Raw genomic sequence first — 26,590 nt, 5'->3', positions numbered from 1 at the left:
GGGTTCTCAGGCGGAAACGGAAGAAGGGTTCTGCGTGGCCGGCGCCACGCCAAGCGGTGGCTCGACGGCCCCGGCACTGGGCTCCTCGTTGCCTTCGGCCTTGGCAATCACCGCCGTGGCAATGCTGTTGCCCACCACATTGGTGGCGGTACGCGCCATGTCGAGAAACTGGTCGATGCCGAGGATCAGCAAGATGCCGGCTTCGGGCAGGTTGAACATCGGCAGCGTGGCCGCCACCACCACGATCGACGCCCGCGCGACCCCGGCCATGCCTTTGCTGGTCACCATCAGGGTCAGCAGGATCAACAGCTGCTGGGTGAAACTCAGGTCGACGTTGTAGGCCTGGGCGATAAACATGATGGCAAACGCCTGGTACATCATCGAACCGTCGAGGTTGAACGAGTACCCCAGGGGCAGAACAAAACTCGAGACTCGCTTGGGCGCGCCGAACTTCTCCAGCGCCTCCATGGTTTTCGGGTAGGCCGACTCGCTGCTGGCCGTCGAGAACGCCAGCAGGATGGGTTCCTTGATCAACTTCCCGAGGGTCAGCACCGAGCGCCCGAGGAACAGATAACCGGCACCGAACAGCACCGCCCAGAGGATCGCGATGCCCAGGTAGAACTCGGCGATCAGCTTGCTGTAGTCCAGCAGCAGGCCCAGCCCGCCAGTGGTGATCGCCGCGGCGATGGCGGCAAACACACCGATGGGGGCGAAGGCCATGACGTAGTCGGTGATCTTGAACATCACCCTGGCCAGGTCGTCCACCAGCGCGGGGATCTGGGTGAACCCCGCCCTCTTCACCGCCGCCAGCGCAAAACCGAAGAACAGCGAGAACACCACGATCTGCAGGATCTCGTTATTGGCCATCGCCTCGGCGATGCTGCGCGGGAAGACGTGCCCGATAAACACCTTGAGGCTGAAATCGCCGGTGTTGATCGCCACCGGGGCGGCACCCGCCTGGCTGGCGTGCAGATCGAGCCCGACCCCGGGCTGGAACAGGTTCACCAGGAGCATGCCGATCAGCAGCGACACCATCGAGGCGTTGACGAACCAGGCCATCGCCCGGGTGCCGATACGCCCCACCGAGCTCGAACTGCCCATGCTGGCGATGCCGCCCACCAGCGTGGCGAATACCAGCGGCGCGATGATCATCTTGATCATGCGCAAGAAGATGTCGGTGACCATCGAAAAGTACGAGGCGATGTCCCTGGCCTCATTGGCATCCGCTGCAAAACGATGACAAAGCCAGCCTACAAGCACGCCCAAGGCGATGCCGTAGGCGATCTGCCGGGGAAGTCGGTTCTTTTTCACGGTGCGTTCCTCAAGTGGTGTTATTGGATTTCTACTTGGCAGGAGAAGGAATCGAAGGCACGGCCACTCGGCGGTGGCGCGTGGTCAGGCCGATTCTAGGGAGCCCGTGAGGCGCAGATGATGAGTAATCGCCATAGCTTGATGCGTTATTGGAATAGTTTCCGAAAGGCCGCGAATATCCGTGATCGGCGGCGTAGACTTTTTCCAGCCATGGTTGAGGATGCGGCATGCAAATCAAGTGGGTGGACGATCTGTTGGCGATCGCCGAGTGCAAGAATTTTTCCAGGGCAGCCGAGATCCGCTGCGTGACCCAATCGGCCCTGTCGAGACGGATCCGTTCGCTGGAGGACTGGGTCGGCGTGGAGTTGGTGGACCGCGGCACCTACCCCATTCAACTGACCCTGGCCGGCCAGACCTTTTGCGAACAGGGGCGCGAAGCCTTGTCCTCGTTGCTGGAGCTGCGTTCGTCGCTGCGCCAGGAAGAACGCATGCCCGGGCGCTCGATCCAGGTCACCGCCGGGCACAGCCTGTCGATGACCTTCCTGCCCAAATGGCTGGCGCGGTTCCAGCAGCACAACGAGCCCTTCAATGCCCGGGTGGTGGCAGCCAATATCCATGACGCGGTGATCGCCCTGGCGGAGGGCAATTGCGACCTGATGATCGTCTACCACCATCCCAAGGCGCCGATCCTGCTGGACCACGAAAAGTTCGTCAGCCTGACCCTGGGCCAGGATTCATTCATCCCGCTGTGCGCGCCGAACCGCCGCGGCGAGCCTCTGCACCGCCTGCCTGGCAAGGCCGGCAAACCGGTGCCGCACCTGGCTTACACCGCCACCACTTTTCTCGGCCGGGTGGCCGATATCGTGATCAAGGACAGCCATGTGCCGTGCGTGCTGACGCGCTGTTATGAAGCGGACATGGCGATGCTGCTGATGCGTATGGCCATGGAGGGCTACGGCGTGGCCTGGCTGCCGGAGAGCGCGGTGGCCGAGGAGCTGCAGCGCGGGCGCCTGGTCCGGGCCGGCGGCAGCGAGTGGAGCACCCAGCTGGAAATACGTTCGTACTGCTCCAGGGCCAACCAGAACCCGACCATGCTGGAGCTTTGGAAAACCCTGGAAAAAGCCTCGCAAAACCTTGCCGCCCAGGGTTGATGGCCTGCCATTCCCCGACACTCAGGGGGTGGAAGGCCAGCCTCCGCCGCCCTCGCCTACAACGTCAGGCTGCCCTCGATACAGGTCACCGCCGAACCGCCGATCCAGATTTCATCGCCGATCCGCTCGACCTGGATGCGCCCGGCCCGGCCCATGCTCAGGCCCTGGCTGACCACGTAGGACGCCGGCGCCAACCCCGCGCCCAGCAGCCATTGGGCGATGCCAGCGTTGAGGCTGCCGGTGGCCGGGTCTTCCGGCATGCCGTCGCCGGCGATAAAGGCGCGCACTTCGAACTGCGCCGCGTCGCCGTCGCGCTCGGGGTTCCAGGGTGCGATCACCCCCACCGCGAGGTCCTTGAGCTGGGAATAGTCAGGTTGCAGGTCGAGCACCTGGCCGCGTTCGGCCAGCAGCACCGCCAGCCAGCCGGCGCCGTTGTCCACCCATTGCGCGTCGACGATGGCGCCGGGCGCCAGCCTCAGGCCCTGGCGCACCTGCTCCAGCAACCCGGCCTCCACCGGGCCGGACTTGAGCAAGGGCGGTGCGAGAAACGCCAGTTCGGCGCCGTTGCGGCGAATGCGCACCAGGCCCACCGCGCACTCCTGGACGATCTCCTCGCCCTTGGGCACGCCGCCGGCCTCCAGCCAGGCATGGCAGCTGCCAAGGGTCGGATGGCCGGCGAACGGCAGCTCCTGCAGGGTGGTGAAAATCCGCAGGCGATAGTCGGCCCGCGGGTCCCGGGGTTCGAGGATAAAGGTGGTTTCGCTGAGGTTGGTCCAGTTGGCGAACGCCGCCATGCGCGCGTCGCTCAACGGGTCGGCGCCGAACACCACCGCCAGCGGGTTGCCCTTGAGCGGCTCGTCGCTGAAGACATCCACCTGCTTGAAATCGAATCGGCTCATTACGGGTCCTTGTCTGAATGAACGCGGTCAGGCCTGAAAGCGGCCTGACCTCAAGCATGGAAACCTGTAGCCGCTGGCGAAGGCTGCGGCTACAGGGTTACGGGGTGTCAGACCGGCTTGGGAATTTCCAGGCCGCGGATCACCGCCGGGCGCGCGAGGAAACGCTCCAGCACGCGCTGCACGTTGGGGAAGTCCTTGAAGCCCACCAGGTCACCGGCTTCATAGAAGCCGATCAGGTTGCGCACCCAGGGAAAGGTGGCGATATCGGCGATGGTGTAGCGCTCGCCCATGATCCAGTCACGACCTTGCAGGCGGCCTTCGAGCACGCTCAGCAGGCGGCGGGACTCGGCGACGTAACGGTCGCGCGGACGCTTGTCCTCGTAGTCCTTGCCGGCGAATTTGTTGAAGAAGCCCAGCTGGCCGAACATCGGGCCGATGCCGCCCATCTGGAACATCAGCCACTGGAGGGTCTCGTAGCGCGCGGCGGATTCCTGGGCCAGCAGTTGCCCGCTCTTGTCCGCGAGGTAGATCAGGATCGCCCCCGACTCGAACAGCGCCAGCGGCCGGTCATCCGGGCCATGGGGGTCGAGGATCGCCGGGATCTTGTTGTTCGGGTTCAGGGAAAGGAACTCGGGGGACATCTGGTCATTGGTTTCGAAACTGACGCGGTGCGGCTCGTAGGGCAGCCCGATCTCTTCGAGCATGATCGAGACCTTGACGCCGTTGGGAGTCGGCAAGGAATACAGCTGAATCCAGTCGGCGTACTGCGCAGGCCATTTCTGGGTGATGGGGAATGCGGAGAGATCGGTCATGACAGGCTTCCAATGACAGTCAGATGAAAGGCCGTGGCCCCGGGCCGGGCGGCGACGGCGCTAGATTACAGGCATCGGTTCGCGGCGCGCATTCTTAAATTCGAAACATCCGGTGGTTAAGCTTCCCGGCAGCCAGACAGCGGTGCGGATAAAGTAACGGGCCCACGCTCGCAGTTCCCCGCCCGGATCGAACCAAAAGGCGTCCTGGGACTCAGAGCACTGCCCGCGGGCAGAAACACTCGTTCAACGACAGGGAAAACCACGCGAAGCCGGGAGCTCGCCGTGGAAAGGTTTGTCAGCCTTAACCGATTGCGCTGAAGTACCCACACTCGATGAAGAATCTGCTGAGTTTCACCCAACGCCTGCAACGCCGGTCCTACGTGTTTTTTCCGGCGCTGATGCTGACCAGTGCGCTGCTGCTGTCGCTGGAATCCAGTGAAAGTCGCGCCCAGCCGGTGGACGGCACCCAGACCCTGATCTTCCTGCGCCATGCGGAAAAACCCGCCGGCGGCCTCGGCCAGCTCAACTGCCAGGGCCTGAACCGCGCCATCGACCTGGCGTCCCTGCTGCCGGAAAAATTCGGCAAGGCCAACTACGTGTTCGCCGCCAACCCGACGCGCAATGTCGAGGAAGGCGAACTTGACAACTCCTACAGCTACATCCGCCCGCTGATGACCATCAGCCCCAGCGCCATCAAGCTCGGCCTGCCGGTGAACATCGAATTCTCGGCCAACGACACCAGCGCCCTGGCCGACGAGCTGCTGCATGACCGCTACCACAACTCGATCATCTACACCGCCTGGTCCCACGGCTACCTGCCGGAGCTGATCAACAAGGTGGCGCGGGAAGCCGTCGGCGAAAAACGCACCATCACCGACGACTGGGCCTCCAACGATTTCGACTCGCTCTACGTGCTGACCCTGACCTGGCAAAACGGCAAGGCCACCCTCGACAGCCGCAGCTACAAGCAAGGCCTGGATAACGGCGAGGAGAACTGCCCGACCTGATGCACCGCCCTCAGCGCAGGGCATCCAGCAGGCGGTACCAGGCGATCCCCGCCCCCAGGTACAGGCGCTGCAAGCCATGCAGCGGAATCGGCCGGATCGGCGTCACCGGAAACGGAAATTCACTGCTCGCCCCCGACACCCGCGCCGCCAGGTGCTTGCCCAGGGCCGTGGACAAGGCGATGCCGCGACCGTTGTAGCCGAGCAGGATCGACAACCCCGGCTGCGGCTCATGCAGCTGCGGCAGGAAACTCTGGTTCAACGCCACCCGCCCGCTCCAGCGATACTCGATGGGCGTCCCCGCCAACTGCGGAAACAAGCCCAGCAACGAACGCTCCAGATGACGCCAGTCGCCGCTGTGAGTCGGTTCGGAAAACGGCCCGCGCCCTCCCAGCAACAGACGCCCCTGGGCATCCTGCTTGAAATACAGCAGCAGACGCCGGGCGTCGGAACACACCTCGCCGTTCGGCAAGATGCTCTGGCGCAGCTCGGCCGACAGCGGGCGGGTGGCGATGATGAAACTGTTGGCGGCAATCACCGTCTGCCGCAGCCGTGGCCACAGGTCGTCGGTGTAGCCATTGGTCGCCAGCACCACGCGCTGGGCCTGGACCCGATGGCCCTGGGCGGTGCGCAGTTGCCACTGCCCGCCTTCGCGTTGCAAAGCCTCGACCCGAGTCTGCCCGTGAATCCGCACGCCCTGCTGCTGCGCCACCCTGGCCAGGCCGCGCGCATAGTTCAGCGGGTGCAGGCTGCCGGCACGCGGATCGACCCAGCCGCCGAGGTAGTTCTGGCTGCCGATGCGCCGACCGACGGCGGCGCGGTCGAGCAACTCCACCGCCACCCCGCGCCGGCGCCACTGCTCGGCGCGCTGTTCGATGGCCTGCAGGGAACTGGCGGAAAACGCCGGCTGAATCCAGCCCTTGCGCGTCGCGTCGCAGGCGATGCGATGCTGCTCGATCAGGGCGAACACTTCATCAGCCGCGGAGCCGGCCGCCTCCAGCATGGCCTCGGCGCGGGCCGGGCCGAACCTGGCCAGCAGTTGATCCGGGTCGTACTTGAGCCCGGGAATCACCTGCCCGCCGTTGCGCCCGGAAGCACCCCAGCCCGGTTCCCCGGCATCCAGTACACAGACGCTGGCCCCGGCCTCGGCCAGGCGCAGCGCGGTCACCAGCCCGGTGTAACCGGCGCCGACTATGGCCACGTCGGCCCGCAGGTCTTCGGCCAGCGCCGGGGTCTCGACCGCCGCCGTCGCCGTGGCGGCCCACAAGGAAGGCGGCAGGCGCAAGGTTTCGGCGGCCTTCATGCCTGCACCTCCGCGCCCTGGTTGAGCAGGCGCTTGAGGAAGTCCTGGGTGCGCGGATGGCGCGGCGCGCTCAGCACCTGCTTCGCCGGCCCGGCCTCGACGATCTTGCCGCTGTGGAGGAAACACACCTTGTCCGCCACGTCCTGGGCAAAGCCCATTTCGTGGGTGACGACGATCATGGTCATGCCTTCGTCGGCGAGCTTGCGCATCACCGCCAGCACCTCGCCCACCAGCTCCGGGTCCAGCGCCGAGGTCGGCTCGTCGAACAGGATTGCCTGCGGATCCATGGCCAGCGCCCGGGCGATCGCCACCCGCTGCTGCTGGCCGCCGGACAGTTCGTCCGGATAGGCGTGCATGCGATGGGCCAGGCCGACCTTTTCCAGCAGCGCCTCGGCCCGCTCCCGGGCCTGCTGCGAGTTCTGCTTCTTCACGTAGATCGGCCCTTCGGTGACGTTCTGCAACGCGGTGCGATGGGGGAACAGGTTGAAGCGCTGGAACACCATGGCCACCTGGGTGCGCAGCTGGTGAATGGTCTTGCCGTGGCGGTCGACCCGTTCGCCGCTGACCAGGATGTCGCCCTGCTCGTAGCTTTCCAGGCCGTTGATGCAGCGCAGCAGGGTCGACTTGCCGGAACCCGAGGGCCCGATCAGGCACACCACTTCCCCGCTCTGCACGCTCAGGTCGATGCCTTCGAGCACCGCCACGTTGCCGAAGCTCTTGTGTACGCCCTTGATCTCGATCATGACTTTCTCCGGGTGCTGAAGCGCGCCTCCAGGCGACGCAGGGCAAAGGACAACGGCAAGCTCAGGGCCAGGTAGAGCAAGGCCACCAGGGTGTAGACGGTCATGTTCTCGAAGGTCGAGGAAGCGATGAGCTGACCGGCGCGGGTCATCTCGGCCACGGTGATGGTGGACACCAGCGAGGAGTCCTTGAGCATCATCACCAGGGTGTTGCCGTAGGGCGGCAAGGCGATGCGAAAGGCCTGGGGCAGGACCACCCGGCGCATGATCATGCCGCCGCGCATGCCGATGGATTCGGCCGCCTCGATCTGCCCCTGGTGAATGGCCTGGATGCCGGCGCGGAAGTTCTCCGCCTGGTACGCCGAGTAGGCGATGCCCAGGCCGATCACCCCGGCCTGCATGGCCGTGAGCTGGATGCCGAAATCCGGCAGCACGAAGTAGATGTAGAACAGCTGCACGATGATCGGCAGGCCGCGAATGACGTTGACCACGCCAATCGCGAACAGCGAGATCGAGCGCACCTTGGACACCATCATCAAGGCGAATACCAGGCCGATCAGCGAGCTGAGCACAAAGGAGCCGGCCGTGACCTGCAAGGTGACCACCGCCCCTTTCAGCAGAATGGGGAGGAAGTCCAGAGCGTTCTGGAGAAACATAGGAGGACCTGCGCAATCAGGAGTGAAGCGACCCCGCCGGGCGGCCGGGCCGCGGGGTGGTCAGTTGAGCTTCCACTTCTCGATGATCCGCTCCAGGGAACCGTCGGCCTTGATCGCCGCGATGCCGCGGTTGACCTCGTCCAGGGTCTGCGCATCGCCCTTGCGCACGATCAGGCAGACATCGCCCATCACCACCGGCTGGTAGCTTTTCACCAGTTGCACCTTGTTCTGGGTGCCCTGGGCCAGTTGGTAGGCGACGATCGGCCGGTCGGCGAAACCGGCCTTGATCCGTCCCAGCGCCAGGTCGCGCAGCAGGTCGGGGATCGAGTCGTAGCCGCGCACTTCCTTGAAGATCCCGCGCTTGTTCAACTCATCGATGAACACCGTGCCGACCTGGGCGCCAACCACCTGGTCCTTGAAGTCTTCCATGCGGGTGTAAGCGGTGTTGTCGTCGGCGCGCACGATCAGCCCCTCGCCGTAGCTGAACACCGGGTTGGAGTACTGCACCACCTTCTCCCGCGCCGGGGTGCGCAGCATGGCGGCGGAGATGATGTCGATCTTGTTCGAGGTCAGCGAGGGGATCAGCGCGGCGAAGGTGGTCTGCTGGATGTCCACCTCGAAGCCGCCGGCCTGGCCCACCGCCCGGGCGGCGTCGATCATCATGCCTTCGATGCTCTGGCTCTTGACGTCGAGAAAGGTGAAGGGAATGCCGGTGGCGGTGGCGCCGACCTTGTACACCGGCGCGGCGCCGGCACTGGCGGAACCGACGAGGCCGGCGCTGAGTGCGCAGCACAATGCAAGGACACGAAAACGCTTTTGCATGGCGAATCTCCCATTGGACGATTTTATTGTTTGAAGTCCGTGATGGTTGGCCTCTGAAAGTGGGGCAGGAGGCATGCAACCGACTATAAACAATTTACAAAAATCGTAAAGAGATTTATAAATATCGAATATCGATATTTAAAACACAAAAAATCCAAAGGAACCGCCATGAGCGACACCCCCAATAGCCTGTTCAATCAGTCGCTGGAAAAAGGCCTGGCGGTCCTGCGCGCCTTCAACGCCGCCCAACGGACCATGAACCTGGCGGAAATCGCCGAGGCCGCCGAGATCAACAAAAGCTCGGCGCAACGCATGATCCATACCCTGGAGCAGCTCGGTTACGTGCGTAAGCACCCGCAGACCAAACGCTTCCAGCTGACCCCGCGGGTGATGGAGATCGGCTACAACTACCTGGCCGCCGACACCCTGGTGGACGTGGCCAACCCGTTCCTCGCCGAGCTGGCCCAGGTCACCGGCGAAACCACCAACCTCACCGAGCCCGACGGCCTGGACATGGTCTACGTCGCGCGCTTCGTGGCGCCCAAGTTCATCCCGATCCACATGCCCATCGGCAGCCGCATTCCGATGTACTGCACCGGCTCCGGCCGCGCCTACCTCAGCGCCCTGCCCGACCAGGAAGCCCTGGCGATGCTCCAGGCCAGCGACCGCCAGGCCCATACCCGGCATACCCTGACCGGGATCGACGCGATCCATGGGGAAATCGTCGCCACCCGCCAGCGCGGTTACGCCCTCAACCAGGAAGAACTGTTTCTCGGCGACATGAGCATCGCCGCGCCGATTATCGGCAGCCAGGGCCTGCCGGTGGCCGCCGTGCACGTGGTGATCCCCAGCAGCCGCTGGACCCTGGAAGAAGCCGAACGCAAGCTGGCGCCCTCGGTGATCGAGTGCGCGCGGGCGATTCGCACCTCGATTCGTACCCTCTGAGTGGCCATGAGCCTTTTGTAGGCGCCGGCGATCGACAGCGCAGCGGTCGCAGGCATGGATTCCGGGATTTGGCCCGGCACTCCGTGTTGCGAGGCTTTACGGCCGCTGTGCGATCGATCGCAGCCTGCGGCAGCGGCTACAGGGGCGCGCAGGTGCGCGAGTAGGCTAAGATTCGCGGCCTAACGTCACTGCCCGGAATCATTGTTCATGTCCAGCCTTGCTCCTGCCAGCCCCGTCCGGGGCTGGTCGTTCTGGTGGAAACCCGCCCTGTTCGTCCTGGTGGCGTGCGTCGGCCTCTACTTCGTCAAGTGGTCGCCCTACTACGCCAAGGCCTTTATCGCCGCCGACAGCCACAGCATCGGCGCCTCGATCATCAACGATCAGCCCTCCTCGCCGCTGAACGCCGCCCTGGCCTATGCCCAGGTGTATTTCCTGGCGATCTGGAAAGCCGCGGTGCTGGCGGTGATCCTCGGCTCGCTGCTGCAAGTGCTGATCCCGCGGGACTGGCTGCTGCGCCTGTTCGGCCGCGCCGGCTTCGGCTCGACCCTGCGCGGCGGGCTGTTCGCCCTGCCGGGCATGATGTGCTCCTGCTGCGCCGCGCCCGTGGCGGCGAGCATGCGTCGGCAGAATGTCTCGGTCGGTGCGGCGCTGGCCTTCTGGATCGCCAACCCGGTGCTCAACCCGGCGACCCTGGTGTTCATGGGTTTTGTCCTTGGCTGGGGCTTTACCGCGTTGCGCCTGGTGGCGGGCATCGTGCTGGTGCTGGGGGTGTCGCTGGTGGCCCAGCGCATTGCCCGTCCCGAGCAATTGCCGGAGGCGGCGGTGGAAGCCGTGGTCGAAGCCAGCACGGCTAACGACGGCGCCTTCTTCAGCCGCTGGGCGCGCAGCCTGTGGCAGCTGTTCTGGAGCACCATTCCGATCTATGTGCTGGCGGTGCTGGTGCTGGGCGCCGCGCGGGTCTGGCTGTTCCCCCACGTCGAGGGCGCGATTGGCGACAGCCTGCTGTGGCTGGTGCCGCTGGCGATTGTCGGCACACTGTTCGTGATTCCCACCGCCGCGGAAATCCCTATCGTGCAGACCATGATGACCCTGGGCATGGGCACCGGCCCGGCGGTGGCCTTGCTGATGACCCTGCCGAGCATCAGCCTGCCGTCGCTGCTGATGCTGCGCAAGGATTTCGACGCGCGGGTGCTGGTGACCGTGGCCGGCCTGACCATGCTGATTGGCGTGGTGTGCGGGTTGATTGGCGCGGCGTTGTTGTAACCAGAAGTTCGATGGCGTCTGCATGGACGTCATCGCGGGCAAGCCTCGCTCCTACATGGACGGCGCGGAACCCTGTAGGAGCGAGCTTGCTCGCGATGGGGCCAAAGGCCCCGCCCTTCTATCGACTCAACCCTGCTGGCGAGCCCGTTCGCGCAAATACTCCAGCACCGCCGCCTGCTCGCCGACAAACTCGATGCGCGCGCCCTTGCTTTCGCGCTGGAAGGCATACATCGGGTCGTAATATTCCTTGAGCAACCCTTCGATCCAGGCCCGGTGCAGGTCCACGCTGCCGCTGCGGGCCTGCTCGGCCAGGGCGGCCTCCAGCAGCTGGTACAGGCGCTGGTGACGCTCGCCACCGAGGCGCTTGCGGATGTTGTTCAGGCTTTCCAGCAGGCGCTCGGAAAACCGTGCGAAGCCGTCCTCGCCATGCACCGCGACGAACTCCGCGCACAGGTCGATCACGTAGTCGCGCAGGATCCGCTCGATCCGCCCCTCCAGGCCGTCCTCCAGCCAGACCATGGGAAAACTTTGCATGCCCTGGTACAGCGGCAACGGCAAGGCGCAGCTGCCGATCATGCGGTTCTCGTCTTCCAGCACGAACCCGGCGATGCCGCGCTCGCGCTTTTTCAGGATGTCCACCGCCAGGCGGTTCTCGAAGTCGATGTTCGACGGCTGGCCGCTGGCGCGCTTGCCGAAACTGGAGCCGCGATGGTTGGCGTGGCCTTCCAGGTCCAGGCCGTTGGCCAACTGATGGAGCACCTCGGTCTTGCCGATGCCGGTCATGCCGCCGAGCAGGACAAAATCACACTCGGCCACCGCGCCCTCGAGGGTGTCGAGCAGGAAGGTACGCATGGCCTTGTAGCCGCCGCCGACCCGCGGATAGTCGATGCCGGCCTCGTCCTTGAGCCACTGCTGGACGATCTGCGAACGCAGGCCGCCGCGGAAGCAGTACAGGTAGCCGTCTGGATGGGCCCGGGCGAAGTCGGCCCAGGCCTGGATGCGTTCGGCCTTGATCGCCCCGGACACCAGTTGATGGCCGAGGACGATCGCCGCCTGCTGGCCCTGCTGCTTGTAGCAGGTACCGACCCGCTGCCGTTCGTGGTCGGTCATCAGCGGCAGGTTGACCACGCCGGGAAAGGCGCCCTTGGCGAACTCGATCGGCGCGCGGGTATCCATCATCGGCCGGTCGTTGAGGAAGATTTCGCGGTAGTCGGTGATATCGATGGGCATCAGATCACCTCGACCGCGTTGCTCTGTCGTTCCACCAGCTCACCGATCGGCGCCAGCTCCAGGCCCAGTTCGGCGGCCAGCGCGATGAAGGCCGCATTGCCCTCGGGAGTGACAGCGATCAACAGCCCGCCGCTGGTCTGCGGGTCGCACAGCACCAGCTTGTGCAGGGCCTGGATACGCCCGAGCTTGTTGGCGTAGCTGTCGAAATTGCGTTGGGTGCCGCCTGGCACGCAGCCCTGGTCCAGGTAGTACTCGACCCCAGGCAGGCGCGGCACGCGGTCGTAGTGAATGCGCGCGGTCAGGTTGCTGCCGTCGGCCACTTCCACCAGGTGCCCGAGCAGGCCGAAACCGGTGACGTCGGTCATCGCGGTCACGCCGTCGAGCTTGCCGAAACGGCTGCCGGGCTTGTTCAGGGTGCACATCCAGTCACGGGCCAGGCCGACGTCGGCGCTGCGCAGCTTGCCCTTCTTCTCGGCCGTGGTCAGCACGCCGATGCCCAGGGGTTTGGTCAGGTACAGCAGGCAACCGGCGGTGGCGGTGTCGTTGCGCTTCATGTGGCGCTTTTCCACCAGGCCGGTGACGGCCAGGCCGAAGATCGGTTCCGGCGCGTCGATCGAATGGCCACCGGCCAGGGGAATGCCGGCCGCGTCGCACACCGCGCGGCCGCCACGAATCACCTCGCGGGCGACTTCCGGCGCCAGCACATTCACCGGCCAGCCGAGGATGGCGATGGCCATCAACGGATCGCCACCCATGGCGTAGATGTCGCTGATGGCATTGGTGGCGGCGATGCGGCCGAAGTCGAACGGGTCGTCGACGATCGGCATGAAAAAGTCGGTGGTCGAGACCACGCCGCGCTCTTCATCGATGGCGTACACCGCCGCGTCGTCGCGCGAAGCATTGCCGACCCAGAGTTTCGGGTCGAGGTTCTGCGCGCCGCTGCCGGCCAGAATCACCTCCAGGACCTGGGGAGAAATCTTGCAACCGCAACCCGCGCCGTGGCTGTACTGGGTCAGGCGAATCGGCTCGCTCATGGGGCACCTCTGAAAGTCATGGAGCGGCGATTCTAGCAGAGCCTTCAGCGCTGAGCCCTCGGCGCTAATAGAGAGCCCTGCGCGCTGAGCGTGTCCTGAGCCATCGACCACCGGCGCCGCCTGCCTGCCCTCCAATCGATCCGGCCCGCAAGCTAGCGGCAAAAAAAACCGCCCTTTCGGGCGGTTGCAAGAAACCTCGGTGGTGATCAGAAACCGAGGGTGAAGCTGAGGGTCATCGCATGGTCGCGGTTGTCGTGGGATAGCTGGCCCGAGTAACCGATGCCCAGTTTGCCCGTGGGGCTGATCTGGTAGTCCAGGCCGGCCTCGACCAGGGCGCTGTCCTTGGCGATCGGCACGCCCTGGGTGGTGAACGAGCCGCCCCCCTCGATAAAGGTCAGGTCGGCATCGGGCTTGGTATCGCCGTAGGCATGGCGCCAGCCCAGGGCGGCGCGCGGTGTGATCTGCGAACCGTTACCCAGGGTGATGCGCTTGCCGGCCCGCAGGCCCACCGTGGAGAAGGTGATGTCCTGGCTCGACTTGGCGCTCAGGCGTCCAGCGCCGCCTTTTTCCCGGCCGGTATCGCTGTCGTAGTTGACATAGGCCAGGCCGACGAAGGGCTCCAGCGCCACGCCCGCCGCTTCCAGGGCATAGCCGACCTCACCGAACACCTGGGCACTGCGCGCGTCGTAGTTGGCTTTCAGGCGATCGTTGTAGCTGCCGACGCTGACGTTGCGCTTGGTGCTGATCCGGTGCCAGCTGTAGGCCGCGCCGAGGCGGACCGCCAGGGCGTCATGCTGGGAGTTGAGGTAGGCCGCCAGGTGGGTGCTGTTGATCGTGGCATCGGACTGGCGCCGCTGCGCATCGATATCGCTGTGGGTATAGCCGGCTGCCACGCCACCACGCCACTGGTCGCCGAGCTGGCGGTCGGTGCCGAGCATGAAGCCGGACAGGTTGCGATCCAGGCCGGCGGTGTTGCTGTCGCCTTCCATGTCGCCCCAGGAACCGAGCACTCGCAGCCAGCCGACCATCTCGTCCTGGCCCTGGCAGCCTTCGCGGCTCAAACGGGCCTCCCCAGGCGCCAGGGTGCGCCGCAGCTCATCCTCCTCGGTACCGCAGCCGGGCTGGCGCATGCGGTCGTTGAGGGCATCGCGCACATGGCGCGAGTCCTCGAGCAGCGAGCTGGCGGTACTGGCGTGGATCTCGCCCGACAGGCTGTCGAACGCCGCGCGGGCCGAGGCACGATCCAGGTTGATGACCTGATCGTTGAGCACGTCAGCGCCCGAGCCTTCGGCGCCGGTGTAGCTCTCCAGGGCCCTGGCGACACCCCGCTGGTTGGGGGTGGCCGCCACTTCGGCGAAGGAGGTCTGGTTGCGACTGACCGCCAGGCCGACCTGGTTGGGGCCATACACCAGCGCGGTGTCGAGGAAGGCCAGGGACGGCAGGCGGGTGCTGCTGAAGGTCCCGTTGACCCCGCCACCGGCGGTGATCAGCGAGTAGGTGGTGTTGCCGGTGTAAGGCGCCAGCGAGCGCACTTGCAGACCGCCGCCGAGGGTAGCGGTCCCGCCCACGGCGAGCACGGTGCCGGTAGGCGACGTCACGGTCAGGTCCAGCACACCGTCCGCGGCGTTGCTGAGGTTACCCGCCACGCTCAGGGCCCCGGCGGCGCCACCGGACTGGGTCAGGCCGTGGTTGTCCAGCGAACCGACGCTGCCGTTGCCACTCAGGGCGGCGCCATTGGCCACCGTGACCTGCCCGGCGAACACGCTCGGCGTACTGCGATCACCGACCTGCAACTCGCCCTGCTCCACCGCGACTGGGCCGCTGAACGGCTGGGCGCCGGAGAGCAGCAACAGGCCGCTGCCCTGCTTGACCAGGCTGCCGGTGCCACTGAGCACGCCATTGAAACGACCGTTTCTGTTCTGCACGAACAGCAGGCGCGCGTTGTTGAGGATGCGTCCTTGCAGGCTGCTGGTAGTACCGGCCAGGGTGCCGCCACTGACGGTGGTACCGCCGGTGTAGGTATTGGCACCGGTCAGCAGCAAGGTGCCGGCGTCGAGCTTGTTGATCCCGCCACTGCCCACCAGCGGCGCATCGATCTGCGCCGTCACATCGGCGTTGACCCGCACCGCGGCCAGGGTGCCATCGGCGGCATTGGTCGGGCTCAGGCTGCCGCCCTCCCCGGCGACCAGGCTGTAGCCGGCGTCGAGGAATTGCAGGCCGGTGAAGCCCTGGTTGCCGACCACGGTGACCGTGCCGCCCTGCCCGCCGAAGACCGCGAACTGATTGTTGGAATCCAGGCTCTGGGTGCCGTTCGGGTCGGTCCAGTTGGTGCCCGGGCCCCAGGTACCACTGCCGCCGGTGATGCTGCCGTCGGCGGTGGTCTTGCCACCGTTCCAGAACTGCACTTCACCCGGTGTGCCCTGCACCAGCAGGTTGACCTGGTTGGCCAGCGCGGTCTGTAACGTCAGGCTCTCAGGCAGCACGCCCGTTGGCAGCGCGCCGTAGACCAGGCCGTTGTCGGTCAGGCTGCCGCCGTAGCGGAACAACTGGTAGATACCAACGCCGAAGCCGCCGCCATTGGTGACATTGAGGGTGCCGTCGAGGGTCAGGTTGCCCGCCACATCGACCACCGTGGTCGAACTGCCGACTTGCCCCAGGGTGAAGTCCAGCGTCGTCCCGGAGGCCAGGTTCAAGGCGCCCACCGACAACGGCGTGGCGGCGCCGCCGGCGCTCAGGGTGGCGCCGCTGGCCAGTTGCAGCGTCCCGCCGATTTCCCCACTGCCACCAATGGCCGCGCCGGAGGCGACATTCACCGTGGCGCTGCTCAAGGTGCCGTCGACCCGCAGCGAGCCGGCTTGCACGCTGGTGGTGCCGGTGAAGCCGTTGCTGCCGGTCAGCAACAATTCGCCTGTGCCGCTTTTGGTCAGGGTGCCGCTACCGCTGAGGTTGCCGCTGTAGGTGCCGTCGCTGTTCTGGGCGAAGGTCAGCGCTGCGTTGTTGAGGATCGCGCCTTTGAGGCTGGAGGTATCGCCGGTGGTGCTGCCGCCATTGAGGGTGGTGCCGCCGGTGTAGGTATTGGCACCAGTCAGCAGCAAGGCACCGCTGCCATTCTTGACCAGGCTGCCGCTGCCGCCGAGGGCGCCGCCGAGGGTGGTGTCCTGGGTGCCGGCCAGGGTCAGCTGGGCGCCCAGGTTGATGGCGTTGGCCAGCTGCAAGGCTGTGCTGCTGTCGAGCTGGGCGTTGCCGCCGACGCTCAAGGCGCCGCTGCCGATGGCTGTGTTGTTGCCCAGGGTCAGCTCGCCGCCGTTGAGCTGGGTGCCGCCCTGATAGCTGTTGCTGCCGTCGAGGGTCAGGTTCGCCGCGCCGTTCTTGATCAGGCTGCCGCTGCCGCTGACCACGCCCGCCAGGGTCAGGTCGTTGGAGCCGGCCACCTTCAACCCGCCGTTCAGCACTACCGCGTTGCCTAGGCTGACCGCGCCGTTGCTGTCCAGGGTGGTGCCGTTGGCCGCGGTCAGCACACCGCTGCCCAGGGCGCTGTTGCTGCCCACCACCAAGGTGCCGCCATTGAACGCGGTGCCGCCGGTGTAGCCATTGCTGCCATTGAGCACCAGGGTGCCGCTGTCGAGCTTGGCCAGGGTGCCGGCGCCGTTGATGGCCACACCGAGGGTGGCGGTGACGTTCGGGTCGACGCGGATCGCCGTATTGCCGGTGGCGCCGTTGACCGCGTTCAGCGTGCCGGATGTGCCATCGATCAGGCTGTAGCCGTCGGTGACGAACTGCATGCCGGTGATGCTTTGCGTGCCGTTGAGCGTGACGTTGCCGGCCGCGCCCTGGAACACCGCAAAGCTGTTGCCCCAGGCCTGATTGAGGGTGCCATCGACATTGGTCCAGTTACTGGTGCCGCTGGCCCAGGTGCCGTTGCCGCCGTCGATGGCGCCGTTGCCGGTCAGCTGGCCGCCGTCCCAGAACTGCACGAGGGTGTTGGGCGCGGTCACCAGCAGGTTGACCTGGCTGCCCACCGCGGTCTGCACCTGCAGGTCGCCCGGCACCACGCTGCCCGGCACGCTGCCGACCACCAGGCCGTTGTCGGTCAGGCTGCCGGTGTAGTTGATCAGGCGATACACGCCGCTGCCGAAGCCACCGATATCGCTGACGTTGAGCGTGCCGTCGAGGGTCAGGTTGCCGCCGACGTTGAGCAGCGAAGTCCCGCCCCCCGCCACCGGCGTACCCAGGCCGACATCCAGGTTGGCATTCGGCGCCAGCACCAGCGAACCCAGCGTCAGGCTGTTGCCGCTGCCGAGGCTCAGATGGCCGCCGTCGGCCACCGTCACCGCGCCGCTCAGGCTGCCGGTGCCGGTCAGGGTGCCGCTGTTGTTGACCACCACATTGGCGCTGGCCAGGGAGCCGCTGACGTTCAGGGTGCCGGCATTGACGCTGGTGTCGCCGGTCAGGGCGTTGCTGCCGCTCAGGGTCAGGGTGCCGCTGCCGAGTTTGCTCAGCAGGCCGCTGCCACTCAGGCTGCCGTCGAAGGTGCTGCTCAGGTTAGTGCCGCCGATGCTCAGGGTGCTGCCCGCGCCCACCTGCGCCGTACCGCTGCCGGTCAGGCTGGCGAGGCTGGCCGAACCACCGAGGTTGAGCTGGGTGCCGCTGGCCAGGTTGACCCCGGCATTGTTGCCCAGCGCCGAACCGCCCAGGGTGCTCAGGCTGCCGGCTGCCACATTGAACTGGCCGCCAAAGGTGTTGCTGCCGCTGAGGGTCAGGTCGGCCGCGCCGTTCTTGGTCAGGGTGCCGCTGCCGGCCAGGGTGCCGGCCAGGGTCAGGTCGGCGCTGCCCGCCAGCGTCAGCCCGGCATTCAGGTTGAGGTCGTTGCCCAGGATCAGTGGCGCGCTGTTGTCCAGGGTCGCGCTGCCCGCCACCGTCAAGGCCCCGCTGCCCAGGGCCGCCGCATTGCCCAGGGTCAGGCCTCCAGCGTTCAGGGTGGTGCCGCCCTGGTAGGTGTTGACGCCGTTGAGGGTCAGGTTGGCCGTGCCGTCCTTGACCAGTTCCCCGCTGCCACTGACCAGCCCGCCCAGGGTCAGGGCCTGGCTGCCGCCGAGGGTCAGGTCGGCGTTCAATGCCAGGTTGTTGCCCAGGGTCAGGCCGGTATTGCTGTCCAGGGTGGAGGCGCCGGCCACCGTCAGGTTGCCCAGGCCCAAGGCCGCGGCATTGCCCAGGGTCAGGGTCCCGGCATTGAGGGTGGTGCCGCCGAGGAAACCGTTGGCGCCGTTGAGGGTCAGGTTGGCGCTGCCGTCCTTGCTCAGGCTGCCGGTGCCGTTGATCGACCCGGCGAGGGTCAGGTCGGCGCTACCGCCGATGCCCAGGTTGCCGGCCAGGTTCACCGCGTTACTCACGCTGACTGGGCTGCTGGCATCCAGGGTGGTGCCGGCAGCGGCGTTCAGTGCGCCACTGCCCAGCGCCGTGTTGGACGCCAGGATCAGGCCGCCGGCGTTCAATGCGGTCGGGCCCAGGTAGCTGTTGTTGCCGCCCAGGGTCAGGTCGGCGCTACCGCTCTTGATCAGGCCACCGGTGCCACCGATGGCGCCGTTCAGGGCCAGGTCATTGCTGCCGGCCACCGTCAGGTTGCCGTTGAGGGTGACCGCGTTGGCCAGGCTGACCGCGGCGTTGCTGTCCAGGGTCGTGCCGGCGGCAGCGGTCAACTGGCCGCTACCCAGTGCCGAGTTGTTGCCGACCACCAGGGTCCCGCCATTCAGCGAGGTGCCACCGCTGTAGGTGTTGGCGCCATTGAGCACCAGGGTGCCGGCGTCGAGCTTGGCCAGGGTGCCGCTGCCGTTGATGCCTACGCCGATAGTCGCGGTGACGCCCGGGTCGACCCGCAGCGCAGTGTTGCCACCGGTGCCGTTGATCGCCGTCAGCGCGCCGGCGGTGCCCGCCACCAGGTTGTAGCCACTGGTGGTGAATTGCAGGCCGGTGAAGGTCTGGGCGCCATCGACGGTGACGGTGCCCGCGGTGCCCTGGAAGATCCCGAAATCGCCAGCCCAGGCCTGGTTGAGCAAGCCGTCGGCCGACGTCCAGTTGCTGCCGGCGCTGCTCCAGGTACCGCTGCCGCCGTCGACGCTGCCGTTGGCGACGGTCTGGCTGCCGTCCCAAAAGCGGATATTGACGTTAGGCGCGGCCACCAGCACGTTGATCTGGTTGCCCACCGAGGTCTGCACCTGCAGGTCGCCGAGGCTGAACCCGACCGGCACGCTGTTGATGTCCAGCCCGAGGTCGACCAGGCTGCCGGTGTAGTTGATCAAGCGGTACACGCCCACGCCGAAGCCACCGGCGTCGGTGACATTCAGCTTGCCGTCGAGGGTCAGGTTGCCGCCGACATCGAGCAGCGAGGTGGTGGACGGTGCGCCGAGGCTGGCGTCGAGGTTGGCGTTGCCACCGAGGACCAGCCCGCCCGTCGCAAGGGTGCTGCCCGAGCTCAAGGCCAGGTGACCGCCATCGGCGACGTTCAGCGTGCCCAGCAACGAGCCGCTGCCGGTCAGGGTCGCGCCGCTGGCGACGCCGACGTTGGCGCTGCCCAGGGAGCCGCTGACACTCAGGGTGCCGCCGTTGACCTGGGTATTGCCGGTGATGCCGTTGATCCCGGTGAGGTCGAGGGTGCCGCTGCCGACCTTGGTCAGGCCGCCGCTGCCGCTCAGGCTGCCGTCGAAGGTACTGCTGGAACTGACGCCGCCGACGCTCAGGGTGACGCCCGCGCCGATCTGCACCCCGCCGCTGCCGGTCAGGCTCGCCAGGCTGCTGTCGGCCCCCAGGTTCAGGCTGGCCCCGGCGCTGACGTTGGCCCCCGAGGTGTTGCCCAGGGCGCCGCTGCTCAGGGTGCTGACGCTACCGGCGTTGATGTTCAGGGCGCCGGTAAAGCTGTTGTTGCCCGACAGGGCGAGGTCGCCCAGGCCGTTCTTGATCAGGGCCCCGCCGCCGCTGACCACCCCGCCCAGGGTCAGGTTGTTGTTGCCGGCGATGCTCAGGTCGGCGTTGAGCGCAATGTCGTTGCCCAGGGTCAAGGCCGCGCTGTTGTCCAGGGTGGCCGCGCCGCCCACGGTCAGGGCGCCGCTGCCCAATGCCGCGGCATTGCCCAGGGTCAGGGTGCCGGCATTCAGGCTGGTGCCACCGGCGAAGAGGTTGACGCCGTTGAGCGCAAGCTCGCCCGCGCCGTTCTTGATCAGCGCACCGGTGCCGCTGACCACGCCGTCCAGGGTCAGGCCGTTGCTGCCGCCGAGGGTCAGGTTGGCATTCAGTGTCACGCCATTGTTCAAGGTCACCGAGGCATTGCTGTCCAGCGTCGCCGCGCCGCCGACGGTCAAGCCGCCGAGGCCCAGCGCCGCGTCGGCGCCGACCGTCAGGGTGCCGGCATTCAACGTGGTGCCGCCAAGGAAGCCATTGCTGCCATTGAGCACCAGGTTGGCGCTGCCGTCCTTGACCAGGCTGCCCGCGCCGTTGACTGCGCCGGACAGCGTCAGGTCGGCGCTGCCACCAATATTCAAGGCACCGGCCAGGTTCACCTGGTTGCCCAGGGTGACGGCAGTATTGGCATCCAGCGTGGTGCCCGCGGCCGCGTTCAGCGCGCCAGCACCAAGGGCGCCGTTGGCCCCGACGATCAGCGTGCCGGCATTGAGCGCGGTGTTGCCCAGATAACCGTTGGCGCCATTGAGGGTCAGGTCGGCCGCGCCGTTCTTGATCAGCCCGCCGACGCCGTTGATCACCCCGCCCAGGGTCAGGTCCTGAGTGCCGCCGAGGGTCAGGTTGCCGCCCAGGTTCAGGTTATTGCCGAGGCTGACCGCGGCACTGGCATCGAGGGTGGTGCCGGCGGCGGCATTCAGCGCTCCGCTGCCCAGGGCGGTATTGGAACCGACGATCAGCGAGCCGGCATTCAGCGCGGTAGTGCCCTGGTAGCTGTTGTTGCCGCTCAGGGTCAGGCTTGAGGTGCCGTTCTTGATCAGGCCGCTGGTACCGTCGATGACCCCGCCCAGCACCAGGGCGTTGCTGGCGTCCAGCGTCAGGTTGGCGTTGAGGTGCACAGCATTGTTCAGGGTCAGCGCGCCGCTGCCGCTCAAGGTACTGGCGCCGCCTACGGTCAGGGCACCGCTGCCCAGCGCCGTGCCGCTGCCCAGGATCAGCCCCCCGGCATTGAGGGTGGTACCACCCTGGAAGGTGTTGGCGCCGTTGAGCGTGAGGTCGGCCGTACCGTTCTTGATCAGCCCACTGGTACCGCTGACCAGACCGTCCAGGGTCAGGGCATTGCTGCCGGCCAGGGTCAGGTCGGCATTGAGCGTGACGTCGTTGCTCAGGCTGATGCCGGCCGTATTGTCCAGGGTCGCCGCGCCGCCCACGGTCAGGGCGCCGCTGCCCAGCGCGCCGGCGTTGCCCAGGGTCAGGGTGCCGCCATTGAGGGTGGTGCCGGCGAGGAAGGTGTTGGCGCCGTTGAGGATCAGGCTGGCCGTGCCGTTCTTGGTCAGGCCGCCGCTGCCGCCGACCACGCCGTTCAGGGTCAGGTCAGCGCTGCCGCCGAGGTTCAGGTTGCCGGCCAGGTTCAGACTGTTGCCCAGGGTCACCGCGGTATTGGCATCCAGGGTGGTGCCGGCGGCGGCGTTCAGGGCGCCGAGGCCCAGCGCGGTGTTCGAGCCGAGAATCAGCGAGCCGCTGTTGAGGGCGGTATCGCCCAGGTAGCCGTTGACGCCGTTCAGGGTCAGGGCCGCGGCCCCGTCCTTGATCAACCCGCCGGCGCCGTTGATCACCCCGCCCAGGGTCAGGGCCTGGGTGCCGCCCAGGGTCAGGTTGCCGATGAGGTTGATGGCGTTGCCCAGGCTCAGCGCCGTGGTGGCATCCAGGGTGGTGCCCGCGCCGGCGTTGAGGGCGCCGCTGCCCAGGGCGGTGCCGGAGCCCACCAGCAGCTTGCCGCCATTGAGCGAGGTGCCGCCCGAGTAGGTGTTGGCGCTGCTCAGGGTCAGGTCCGCGCTACCGTTCTTGATCAACCCGCCGGTGCCGGACAGCCCCCCGCCCAGGGTCAGGGCATTGCTGCCGAGGGTGGTCAGGTTGGCGTTCAGGGTCACCGCGTTGCTCAGGTTCACCGCGGCGCTGCTGTCCAGGCTGGCGCTGCCACTCACGGTCAGTCCGCCGCTGCCCAAGGCATTGTCGTTGCCCACGCTGAGGGTACCGGCGGCCAGGGTGGTGGTGCCGGAATAACCGCTGTTGATGCCGTTGAGGGCCAGGCTGCCAGTGCCGCTCTTGGTGAGCCCGCCGCTGCCGCTGATCAGCCCCGCCAGGGTCAGGCTGCCGGCGCCGGTGGCGATCATGCTGTTGTTGAGGCTGACCAGGTTGTTCAGGGTGATGGTGCCGGGCGTCGACAGCGTGGCCGCGCCATCGATGCTCAGCGTGCCGCTGCCGAAGGCCAGGTTGTTGCCCAGTTGCACGGAGCCGGCGCTGATGCTGGTGTTGCCGCTGTAGGTGTTGGCCCCGTCGAGGCTCAACTGGCCGGCGCCGCTCTTGGTCAGGCCGCCAGTGCCGGATATCACCCCGGCCAGGCTCAAGTCGTTGCCGCCCTGCACGGTCAGGCCGCCGGCGCCCAGGGTCACCAGGTTGCTCAGGGTCAGGCCGCCGGTACTGGCCTGCAGGATCCCGCCATTGCTGGTCAGCACCCCGCTGCCGAAGGTGCCGCTGTTATCGAACTGGGCGATGCCGCCGTTGAGGGTGGTGCTGCCGCTGACCAGTGCTCCCTGCAGGGTCCAGGTACCGCTGTTGAGCGTGAGGTTGTTGAAGTTGATGTAGTTGTCGCTCGACAGCGTGCCGCTGCCGCTGGTGCCGCCGCCCGGGCCGAGGGTGTTCTGCAGGATCAGGGTATTGGTACCGCCCGCGCCGCCGTCGACCTTGCCGGTGGGGGCGAATGTCAGGTCGATCCCCGGCAGGCCACCGAGGCCGAGGCTGATGTTGATCCCATCGCCGACGCTGACGCTGGAACCGGTGACCGCGGTGAAGGTGTTGGTGCTGTTCACCCCCATCGACACCCCGCCCTGGATGGTGCCGGTGTTGAGGAAGGTGTTGCCGCCGCTGGAACTCTCGAAGGCGACCCGGCCTTGCAGCGTGCCGTTGTTGGTCATGTTCACCTGGGAACCGCCATACACCGCCACCACCGGCGTGTCCGCCAGGGTCACGCTGAGCAGCGACAGGCCGGTCGAGGTGATGGTGCCGTCGTTGACGATGGTGGTGGTGCCGCCGGCACCGTTGTTGATGTTCAGCGCGGCGCCGTCCAGGCTGCTCAGGTTCAGGCCGAGCAATTGCCCGGTACCGCGCATGATCCCGGTGACGGTGTTGGTGACGTTGACCACACCCGCCGCGCCGTTGCCAATAAAGGCCCCGCCGCTCAACACCGAGACCAGCCCCAGCAGCGCCGGGTCGATGGTCCCGGCGTTGTTCAGGGTGATGGTGCTGCCGGTCAGGTTCAGCACCTTGCCGCCCAGGGTCGCGTTCATCTGCGCGCCGCTGTTGACGTTGACCGTCAGGCCGTCGGTGGCGCTGGAAAAGTCGTTGAGAAACAGCGGCAGGCCCGGCACCCCGGTACAGGTCACCACGCTGCCGACGGTGGAACAGGTGGCCATGGCCGAGGGGCTGACCAGGCTGAGCAACAACCCGGTAAGACCCAGGCGAACTGCCAAAGAGAGGGGGGAAAGATGATTGACGGCGTCCCTGACCTGAACTTTGTCCACGCTCAACTCCTTGCTAAGGGGCCAAGCCGTTCATCCATGAATGCGTGTACTGCTCGCTCAGCAACGTCCTGAATCGATACGCACTGACTTCGAATACCTGACCGTGGCGAAAATTGCTCCGTGCCAGAAACGTAGACGAGCTTCGCGGGGGCAGAGACGAAACCGCGGGATTAAATAGCATTAATACTATGGTAAGAATTGACCGATAAAACTTCGGAAAAACTTATCAAATCCTTATTTATCAATTAGTTAAAAAACAGCTTTTTTGTCAGATCAGATACGTTCCCTCACAAATGCCCCGCCTTCCGCTCCACCCTCCTTACCACCCAGCGATTTCAGAAGTATCGATTTAATTTTCCGGATATTTCCTAACAAGACAGTCAGTTTCTGCACCGATTCTTCATTTGTTTCAAACACCTGATCGAAGTTGGTACAGCATATGCAAACGTTTGCGCGAACCCGTTAAACCGATAATGAGTACAGGTTCGCTTCAACCCGGCCAGCCATGGCTTTCCTACCGCATGAACAGGGATTTTCAATGCATCGACCTCTTACACCTTCGGCCTCCTGTCGCACCCTGGCTGTTTCCCTGCTACTGACTGCCGTTACGGGAGTACTCAGTAGTGCTGCCCAGGCCCAGGAAAAAACCGTCGACGTCCAACAAAGCGTTGATGACTCGGCCCAGGGCGAAACCCTCAGCCCGGACGCCAATCCGCCCAAAAAAGGTGCATACCTGTCGGACTGGTACAACCAGGACCTGACGCTGATCGGCAGCAAGGACATCAGTTTCGGCCCGCAGCCGGCCGACGATATCTACCTGGAGTACGAGTACTTCGGCCGCAAGGGGCCGTTCGAGCTGTACGGCTACATCGACATCCCGAAGATCTTCAACATCGGCAACAGCCATGACAAAGGCGTGTGGGACCACGGCTCGCCGGTGTTCATGGAACACGAGCCGCGGATCTCCATCGACTACCTGGCCGGACGCAGCCTGGCCATCGGCCCGTTCAAGGAGTGGTACGTAGCCTTCGACTGGATCTACGACCACGGCAGCAACAGCGCCAACCGCGCCAATACCCTGTACAGCGGCCTGGGCACCGACATCGACACCCATTCGCGGGTCAACCTGTCGGCCAACTTCTATGGGCGCTACCAGTGGGAAAACTACGGCGCCAGCAATGAATACTCGTGGGACGGCTACCGGGCCCAGCTCAAGTACATCGTGCCCATCGACAAGTTCAGCAACGGCGCCTCGCTGACCTATATAGGCTTCACCAACTTCGATTTCGGCTCGGACCTGCACAAGGACAACCCGGCCCGCACGGCCAACGCCACGGTGTCCACCAACGTGCTGCTGTATTCCTTCACCCACCTGCGGTTCACCCTGGTCGGCCGTTACTTCCACAACGGCGGCAACTGGCAGGACGGCAGCGAGCTGAATTTCGGCGATGGCGATTTCCGCGCCCGGTCCAATGGCTGGGGTTACTACGCCGGCATCGGTTACCAGTTTTAAGAACAGCGGCGAGCCTTGAGCGGCAAGCTGCAAGTCAAGAGCCATGGAGGTTTTATGAATGTGATGACCCGTCTTTCCCTGTCGGTTGGTCTGGCTGCCGGCACTCTGCTGTCCTGCGGCGCCTGGGCGAGCGAAACAGCTGCGGCACCGATCAAACCCAAGGTGATGCTGATCACCATGTTCGCCCCCGAGGCCCAGCACTGGATCGAGCGCCTGGAACTGAAACAGGAAGTGCGCGTCCCGGGGCTATCGGCGGAGTACCCGGCGATACGTTGCAATACCAAGGACGTCTGCCTGCTGGTCACCGGCATGGGCCAGACCAACGCCGCGGCCTCGACCCTGGCCCTGGCGCTGTCGCCGAAATTCGACCTGCGCAAAAGCTATTTCCTGGTCGCCGGGATCGCCGGCATCAGCCCCAAATACGGCACCATCGGCACCACCGCCTGGGCCCATTACCTGGTGGAATTCGGCACCCAGTGGGAACTGGATTCGCGGGACGCGCCCAAGGACTGGCCGACCGGCTACCTGGGCATCAACACCAAGGGTCCGAACGAGAAACCGCCGCTGGACTACAAGACCGAGGTCTTCGAACTCAACCCGAAACTGCAGGCCAAGGCCTTCGCCCTGTCGCGTCGGGTAAGCCTGAGCGAAAGCAAGGAATCGGCGGCCTGGCGCCTCAAGTACCCGGCGGCGCCGGCCAACCAGCCGCCGGTGGTGACCCAGTGCGACACCCTGGCGGGCAACACCTGGTTCTCCGGCACCCGCCTGAGCGAGCGGGCCGAGGTCTGGACCCGCCTGCTGACCGACAACAAGGGCGAGTACTGCACCACGCAGCAGGAAGACAACTCGACCTACGAAGCCCTGCTGCGCGCCAGCCGCGAAGGCCGGGTGGACGTGCAGCGGCTGGCGGTGGTCCGCGCCGGCTCCGACTTCGACCGCCCCGAGCCGGGCGGCAGCGAAGTCGACAACCTGCTCAAGTACGCCGACCAGGGCGGTTTCGTCCCGGCCCTGGAAAACCTCTATCGCACCGGCAATCCGCTGGTGCAGGACATCCTGAAGAACTGGTCGGCGTGGGAGAAAGGTGTGCCGGAGGCGTAAGCGCATAACGCCTGCGACTTTGGTTATGAGGTTGTCTGGGCTGACGCCGTCGCAAGCAAGG

General features: G+C 65.9%; 16 protein-coding genes. 6 read left to right on the top strand and 10 right to left on the bottom strand.

Annotation, left to right across the window (positions count from 1 at the left end; all coding sequences use genetic code 11):
• Positions 1 to 6 precede the first annotated feature (6 nt).
• Positions 7 to 1,311: a dicarboxylate/amino acid:cation symporter gene (locus tag PVZ80_RS26600; RefSeq protein ID WP_273864797.1), complete on the bottom strand. Its 1,305-nt coding sequence runs from the start codon at positions 1,309 to 1,311 to the stop codon at positions 7 to 9.
• A gap of 227 nt (positions 1,312 to 1,538) precedes the next feature.
• On the opposite strand from PVZ80_RS26600, the gene PVZ80_RS26595 reads away from it, so the two are divergent.
• Positions 1,539 to 2,462 carry a LysR substrate-binding domain-containing protein gene (locus PVZ80_RS26595; RefSeq protein ID WP_009048225.1) on the top strand — a complete coding sequence of 308 codons (924 nt, stop codon included), beginning with the start codon at positions 1,539 to 1,541 and terminating at the stop codon, positions 2,460 to 2,462.
• A 56-nt stretch (positions 2,463 to 2,518) separates the two neighbouring features.
• Here the strand turns inward: PVZ80_RS26595 and PVZ80_RS26590 are convergent, their stop codons facing one another.
• Positions 2,519 to 3,361, bottom strand: a complete 843-nt coding sequence (locus PVZ80_RS26590) for a PhzF family phenazine biosynthesis protein (RefSeq protein WP_009048224.1) — start codon at positions 3,359 to 3,361, stop codon at positions 2,519 to 2,521.
• A gap of 107 nt (positions 3,362 to 3,468) precedes the next feature.
• On the bottom strand, positions 3,469 to 4,173 hold the full coding sequence (locus tag PVZ80_RS26585; protein ID WP_273864796.1) for a glutathione S-transferase family protein: 705 nt from the start codon (positions 4,171 to 4,173) through the stop codon (positions 3,469 to 3,471).
• Positions 4,174 to 4,505: 332 nt separating this feature from the next.
• On the opposite strand from PVZ80_RS26585, the gene PVZ80_RS26580 reads away from it, so the two are divergent.
• Entirely contained in the window at positions 4,506 to 5,180 is a 675-nt protein-coding gene (locus tag PVZ80_RS26580) for a hypothetical protein (RefSeq protein WP_009048222.1), read from the top strand.
• A gap of 10 nt (positions 5,181 to 5,190) precedes the next feature.
• Here PVZ80_RS26580 and PVZ80_RS26575 read toward each other — a convergent pair whose 3' ends face one another.
• From PVZ80_RS26575 to PVZ80_RS26560, 4 genes are read right to left on the bottom strand one after another with little or no spacing between them, the layout of a single operon-like run.
• On the bottom strand, positions 5,191 to 6,480 hold the full coding sequence (locus PVZ80_RS26575; protein ID WP_273864795.1) for an NAD(P)/FAD-dependent oxidoreductase: 1,290 nt from the start codon (positions 6,478 to 6,480) through the stop codon (positions 5,191 to 5,193).
• Complete coding sequence (locus tag PVZ80_RS26570; RefSeq protein ID WP_273864794.1) at positions 6,477 to 7,223, bottom strand: amino acid ABC transporter ATP-binding protein; 747 nt, start codon at positions 7,221 to 7,223, stop codon at positions 6,477 to 6,479. The genes PVZ80_RS26575 and PVZ80_RS26570 overlap by 4 nt, the downstream gene beginning before the upstream one ends.
• Complete coding sequence (locus tag PVZ80_RS26565) at positions 7,220 to 7,876, bottom strand: amino acid ABC transporter permease (protein WP_009043142.1); 657 nt, start codon at positions 7,874 to 7,876, stop codon at positions 7,220 to 7,222. The genes PVZ80_RS26570 and PVZ80_RS26565 overlap by 4 nt, the downstream gene beginning before the upstream one ends.
• Positions 7,877 to 7,936: 60 nt before the next feature.
• The gene (locus tag PVZ80_RS26560; protein ID WP_009048218.1) at positions 7,937 to 8,698 is read right to left on the bottom strand and encodes an ABC transporter substrate-binding protein; all 762 of its coding nucleotides are present in this window, start codon (positions 8,696 to 8,698) and stop codon (positions 7,937 to 7,939) included.
• Between the two features lie 168 nt (positions 8,699 to 8,866).
• On the opposite strand from PVZ80_RS26560, the gene PVZ80_RS26555 reads away from it, so the two are divergent.
• Together PVZ80_RS26555 and PVZ80_RS26550 are read left to right on the top strand one after the other, a co-directional pair.
• Positions 8,867 to 9,643 (top strand): IclR family transcriptional regulator, encoded by a 777-nt coding sequence (locus PVZ80_RS26555; protein ID WP_009043140.1) that lies wholly within the window; start codon positions 8,867 to 8,869, stop codon positions 9,641 to 9,643.
• A 207-nt stretch (positions 9,644 to 9,850) separates the two neighbouring features.
• Positions 9,851 to 10,906: a permease gene (locus PVZ80_RS26550; protein WP_273864793.1), complete on the top strand. Its 1,056-nt coding sequence runs from the start codon at positions 9,851 to 9,853 to the stop codon at positions 10,904 to 10,906.
• Positions 10,907 to 11,032: 126 nt separating this feature from the next.
• Here the strand turns inward: PVZ80_RS26550 and mnmH are convergent, their stop codons facing one another.
• The 3 genes from mnmH to PVZ80_RS26535 all read right to left on the bottom strand — a co-directional run bounded on the left by mnmH (position 11,033) and on the right by PVZ80_RS26535 (position 23,918).
• A complete protein-coding gene (gene mnmH / locus PVZ80_RS26545) occupies positions 11,033 to 12,136 on the bottom strand; it encodes a tRNA 2-selenouridine(34) synthase MnmH (RefSeq protein WP_009048216.1) in 1,104 nt (367 codons plus the stop codon).
• On the bottom strand, positions 12,136 to 13,170 hold the full coding sequence (selD, locus tag PVZ80_RS26540; RefSeq protein WP_273864792.1) for a selenide, water dikinase SelD: 1,035 nt from the start codon (positions 13,168 to 13,170) through the stop codon (positions 12,136 to 12,138). The genes mnmH and selD overlap by 1 nt, the downstream gene beginning before the upstream one ends.
• Before the next feature lie 206 nt (positions 13,171 to 13,376).
• Positions 13,377 to 23,918, bottom strand: coding sequence for an autotransporter-associated beta strand repeat-containing protein (locus PVZ80_RS26535; protein ID WP_273864791.1), 10,542 nt, complete (start codon positions 23,916 to 23,918; stop codon positions 13,377 to 13,379).
• Between the two features lie 538 nt (positions 23,919 to 24,456).
• Here PVZ80_RS26535 and PVZ80_RS26530 point away from each other — a divergent pair.
• Both PVZ80_RS26530 and PVZ80_RS26525 read left to right on the top strand, forming a co-directional pair.
• Positions 24,457 to 25,431 carry a nucleoside-specific channel-forming protein Tsx gene (locus PVZ80_RS26530; RefSeq protein ID WP_009048213.1) on the top strand — a complete coding sequence of 325 codons (975 nt, stop codon included), beginning with the start codon at positions 24,457 to 24,459 and terminating at the stop codon, positions 25,429 to 25,431.
• A 54-nt stretch (positions 25,432 to 25,485) separates the two neighbouring features.
• Positions 25,486 to 26,529, top strand: a complete 1,044-nt coding sequence (locus PVZ80_RS26525; protein WP_009048212.1) for a purine-nucleoside phosphorylase — start codon at positions 25,486 to 25,488, stop codon at positions 26,527 to 26,529.
• Positions 26,530 to 26,590: the final 61 nt, after the last annotated feature.

It is taken from the genome of Pseudomonas sp. B3G-3 (assembly GCF_028640915.1).
GTDB lineage: Bacteria > Pseudomonadota > Gammaproteobacteria > Pseudomonadales > Pseudomonadaceae > Aquipseudomonas > Aquipseudomonas chlororaphis_I.
Note: the sequence above shows the minus strand (reverse complement) of the source record. Positions and strands in the feature narration are given on the sequence as shown.